At 33.5% G+C, this 4,565-nt stretch carries 3 protein-coding genes, 1 tRNA gene and 1 pseudogene; 3 read left to right on the forward strand and 2 right to left on the reverse strand.

The annotated features are described in order from the left end of the window. Positions 1-378 precede the first annotated feature (378 nt). The 3 genes and pseudogenes from LF845_RS11585 to LF845_RS12105 form a co-directional block, all read left to right on the forward strand. Positions 379-452: transfer RNA gene (locus LF845_RS11585), tRNA-Arg, on the forward strand. A gap of 167 nt (positions 453-619) precedes the next feature. Beyond that, positions 620-1,927 (forward strand): Vi polysaccharide biosynthesis UDP-N-acetylglucosamine C-6 dehydrogenase TviB, encoded by a 1,308-nt coding sequence (gene tviB, locus LF845_RS11590; RefSeq protein ID WP_242821173.1) that lies wholly within the window; start codon positions 620-622, stop codon positions 1,925-1,927. 114 nt (positions 1,928-2,041) lie between these two features. After that, positions 2,042-2,176 (forward strand): annotated as a pseudogene (locus tag LF845_RS12105) (glucose-1-phosphate thymidylyltransferase); the annotation flags it as partial. A 31-nt stretch (positions 2,177-2,207) separates the two neighbouring features. On the opposite strand, the gene LF845_RS11595 reads toward LF845_RS12105, so the two are convergent. Then, positions 2,208-3,752: an ATP-binding protein gene (locus LF845_RS11595; protein WP_242821174.1), complete on the reverse strand. Its 1,545-nt coding sequence runs from the start codon at positions 3,750-3,752 to the stop codon at positions 2,208-2,210. 258 nt (positions 3,753-4,010) lie between these two features. After that, positions 4,011-4,271 (reverse strand): ComEA family DNA-binding protein, encoded by a 261-nt coding sequence (locus LF845_RS11600; protein WP_242821175.1) that lies wholly within the window; start codon positions 4,269-4,271, stop codon positions 4,011-4,013. Positions 4,272-4,565 lie beyond the last annotated feature (294 nt).

The raw sequence follows: 4,565 nt of genomic DNA on the forward strand, positions 1-4,565 counted from the left end.
TAGGTTTCCGTATGGCATTATCTATTCTGTGAAAGATGAGCAAATTATAATATTGGCAGTTATACAGTTAAACAAAAAACCAACCTATTGGAAAAACAGGGAATAAGAGTCTTTTATTAAACCGTGTGTAGGGAACCATAGGAACGTTAAAAAGTTATAAAGTTAGAACGTTGGAACGTTACAGTAAAATACGTGTTTTGTGGAAATTATTGACTTCTGCTCCGAAAAAGTTCAATATTTTTCGGAGTATGTTCCTGAAAGATACTAGTTTGCTATCAAAAATCATCTAAACTTGCTAATCTTTAACAATTTTTATCGGTTGACAAAAAGTGTAAAAAATCATATAAGCCTCTGAAAGACAAATAGATAAACAATTTTGCCCTCGTAGCTCAGGAGGATAGAGCACAGGATTCCTAATCCTGGTGTCAGAGGTTCGAGTCCTCTCGGGGGCGTTTTTTTTTGAGGTCTACGTTCAATGTTCAATGTTAAAACGTGTAAACGTTACAACACAGTTATTCGTGAAACGTGAAACGTGAAGCGGAAAGCGAATCACGAATTACAAATTACGAATTGCAAATTACGGGGCACCTTGAACTTTGAACTTAAGAAAGGAGCAGCTATGTCACTTCGTACGAACAATATAAAAATTGCTGTAATAGGGCTTGGTTATGTTGGTCTCCCCTTGGCTGTAGAATTTGCCAAGAAATTTAAAGTAGTAGGCTTTGATATAAATGGCAAGAGGGTCAAAGAATTAAGTAACTGTAAAGACATTACACATGAGGTTACGAGTGATCAACTTAAAGAGGTGTTGACTAAAGAGTTTGATGCCAATAATTGTGGCCTTAAAATTACCGATAATATTGACATAATAAAAGATTGTAACTTTTATATTGTAACAGTCCCAACCCCGATTGACAGACACAAAAATCCTGATTTGAGACCTCTTATCAGTGCCAGTGAAACAGTGGGAAAGGTTTTAAAAGAAGGGGATATCGTTGTTTACGAATCGACAGTTTATCCTGGTTGCACCGAAGAGGATTGCGTGCCGGTTTTGGAAAAGTTTAGTGGCCTTAAATATAATAAGGACTTTTTTGTAGGTTATTCCCCTGAAAGAATAAATCCCGGGGATAAAGAGCACACCTTTTCAAAAATAAAAAAGGTCGTGTCAGGCAGTACAAAAGAGGTGGCTGATATTGTAAATAATATTTATTCTCAAGTGGTAGTGGCAGGTACATTTGTGGCATCTTCAATCAAAGTGGCTGAGGCTGCCAAGGTAATAGAGAATACTCAAAGAGACATTAATATTGCTTTTATCAATGAACTTTCAATGATTTTTGACAAGATGAATATCGACACATTGGAGGTGCTTGAGGCTGCCGGTACAAAGTGGAACTTTTTGCCATTCAGGCCTGGTCTTGTAGGCGGTCACTGTATCGGAGTTGACCCATATTACCTTGCACATAAGGCAGAGGAACTTGGATATCATCCGGAGATGATTCTTGCCGGCCGTAGGATAAATGACTACATGGGGTTATATGTTGCCAATCAGGTAGTAAAACTAATGATTAAAAAAGGGTATACGATAAAAGGTGCAAGAGTATTGGTGCTTGGCATCACATTTAAGGAAAATTGTCCTGATGTGAGAAACACAAAGGTAGTGGATGTTATAAATGAGCTAACCGACTTTGGCTGTAATGTTGATGTATACGACCCTTGGGCTGATAAAGAGGATGTAAAAAGGGAATATAATCTTGAGCTAATTCAACATTCAACATTAAACATTCAGCATTACGATGCCATTATTCTTGCAGTTGCACATAAAGAATTTAAGGAAATTGAAAAAGAATTGTCAAAATCATCTACTAATGTTGTAATTTATGACATAAAGGGATTCTTTAATAAGGAAATTGTGGATGGGAGGCTGTGAATTTATAGCACTAAGTGCTAAGTAATAAGTATTTTACAATTTAACTTAGTAGTTAGAAGCTAATGCTTGATGCTTATCTTGAAAAAAGGAGATTATCTGTAGAGCTATTGGGCAGGGCTTAAGATTGGGTGTATTGAGGAGATAGCATACAGAAACGGCTGGATTACAAAAGGACAGCTGTTAAAATTGGCTGATAGCGTTATCAAAAGTGGGTATGGTGAGTATTTGAAGAGAATGGCAAACGTTTAACTCAAGTGGTCAAAAAGCTGATTAGCTCCCCTTATGAAATTTTTTCCCACTCAAAATTTATTACATTCTTTTGTTCAGAGCTAAATTCGATGCCGATAAGATAGATTTGTTTGCCTTCATTTAAATATTTCTCAGCATAATTTTTTTCTTTGATTTGCCTTAAAGCTTCACCTTGTTGCCCGTCAACCTTAAACTCCAAGATATAAATCTTATCCCCTACAAAAAGTGTCAAATCTATCCTGCCCTTATTTGTAATATCCTCACCGATTATATTTATCCCAAGGGATGCAAGATATGCATAAATCACGCTAGCATAATAGCCTTCATATAAACTGATATTATTTTTTGTGAAATTTGTATATGGAATTGAGGCAAATAGTGAAATTAGATTATTTTTTACTATGTTAAAATCAGCGTTATGTAAAGCACTAAAAGTTTGATTTTGAATATATGTTACTTCCTTATGATTAAAAAAATAGCGAAGAATATAATCATTTAATGATATCTGGACTTCAAGGTTTGGTATCTTTAGCTTATATTCTATAGACCTGCCTGTATCAATCATCTTCTCAATTGTCAAATAACCAGATTGATAAAGTATCACTTCCAAATCAATATTTTCTATATCAAAGCTGGAAAGCAACTTATCATCTACAATCAAATTTGTCAGCTTTGGCAAAAAATAATTTCTCTCTTTTATTAATTTGATTAAAAATGAAGGTGTCCCCGTTTCAAACCAGTAATTTCTAAATAAAAATTCATTGCTGATAAATTGTAAAATATCAAAGGGATTATAAACATTATCCTTTAGGAAATTATAACCATTGTACCATTTTTTTACCTTTTCCAAATCCACATCTTTAAAATAAGGCATAAATGAGGTTTCTATATCTTTTTGGGTATAGCCACAAATATTGCCATACTTTGGATTGAGGGAGATATCCGTGAGCATATTGAGCCCGCTAAAGATAGATGCCTTGGAAAATTTGCTCACGCCTGTCAAAAATGCAAATTTAATATGAGCATCTACACCTTTTAAAACAGAATATAAACCTTTTATATATTCCCGATGTTCTTTTGCTTGCTCAATATTATCTAATACGTCTAAGATAGGTTTGTCATACTCATCTATTAATACGACTACTTTTTGATTATATTTTTCTGAGGCTTTTTGAATAAGCTCTTCAAAACAAATAGATAGGTTATTTTTCTCTTCACAATTTATTTTGAGCCTTTCTTGATTATCTTTTAAAGATTTTCTTACCCTTTCTTTCAAAGACTGTAGGGACAAAAGATCTCCTCTGAAATCTATATGTATTACCGGGTATTTTTCATCCCAATTCCACTTGTCATAAATATACAGACCTTCAAAAAGCTTTTTGTTGCCTTCAAACAATTCCTTTAATGTATCAAGAAATAAAGATTTACCAAATCTGCGAGGACGGGATAGGAAAACATATTTGTATTCTTGAGTTAGTTTATAAGCTTCTTCAGTTTTATCAATATAAATGTAGTCCCCTTCAATTATTTCACTAAAGGTTTGAATACCTATAGGGAGCTTTTTTAGTTTTTGCATAATTGTCTCCGCAGTAAATAATACTTCTTACATAAAATATAAGTGAAAATATTGAATTAGGCAAGGGGGATGCTCGCGGAGTTAGGAATTATGGACTTTGGATTATGGATTTTAAATGATAATGTTAGTTTTTCAGACTTGTAAAGATTGTTATCAGTCAAAATAAATAATATGCTTATAATTTGCTTAGCACTTAATACTTAACACTTATCACTAACGTTGAACGTAGAACTATTATACCTGGGGGCTGTTTTTATTTTAGTTGCAATCAGCTCCTACGCAAATATTATCTTTGTTATTCTCTATAAATTTATCCCCGATTCCTTTGACATTTTTTAATTCGTCAATAGACGCAAAAGGTTTTACTTTTCTTGCTTCAATTATCATTTCGGCCTTTTTCTCTCCAAGCCCTTTTAACTGCACCAGCTCTTCTTTAGATGCGGTATTTATATTTATTTTTGCCAAAGCAAAACTTGTGATAAGTATTACAAAAAGTATTGTTAATATAAGATTTTTCATTCATACCCCCTAAACATTAGCCCCCATTGGTAAAATTCAATCATAAGGAATCTTATTTTTCAAATAAAAGTTAAAATATTTAACGAATAGCCGTTCATTTTTTAGTGATGCATAATGCGGGAAGCAGAAAACGTGTAAACGTTACGGTACAGTGAACCGAATCACGAATTACGCAATATTCCATTTGGCATTTCTAAATTTTTTATACAGCTCACTGTTACATTGATTGGGAGACTATTCTTGTTGTGAATGATCGTTCCGTGTTACAGTTAAAATATAAAAATACACAAATTA

This window comes from Deferrivibrio essentukiensis, from assembly GCF_020480685.1.
In the GTDB taxonomy this organism is placed as follows: Bacteria; Chrysiogenota; Deferribacteres; order Deferribacterales; family Deferrivibrionaceae; genus Deferrivibrio; species Deferrivibrio essentukiensis.

Excerpts from the sequence above, each read along its gene's own strand:
- LF845_RS11600 (WP_242821175.1), bottom strand. The coding sequence starts at position 4,271 with ATGAAAAATCTTATATTAACAATACTTTTTGTAATACTTATCACAAGT.
- tviB (WP_242821173.1), top strand. The coding sequence starts at position 620 with ATGTCACTTCGTACGAACAATATAAAAATTGCTGTAATAGGGCTTGGT.
- LF845_RS11595 (WP_242821174.1), bottom strand. The coding sequence starts at position 3,752 with ATGCAAAAACTAAAAAAGCTCCCTATAGGTATTCAAACCTTTAGTGAA.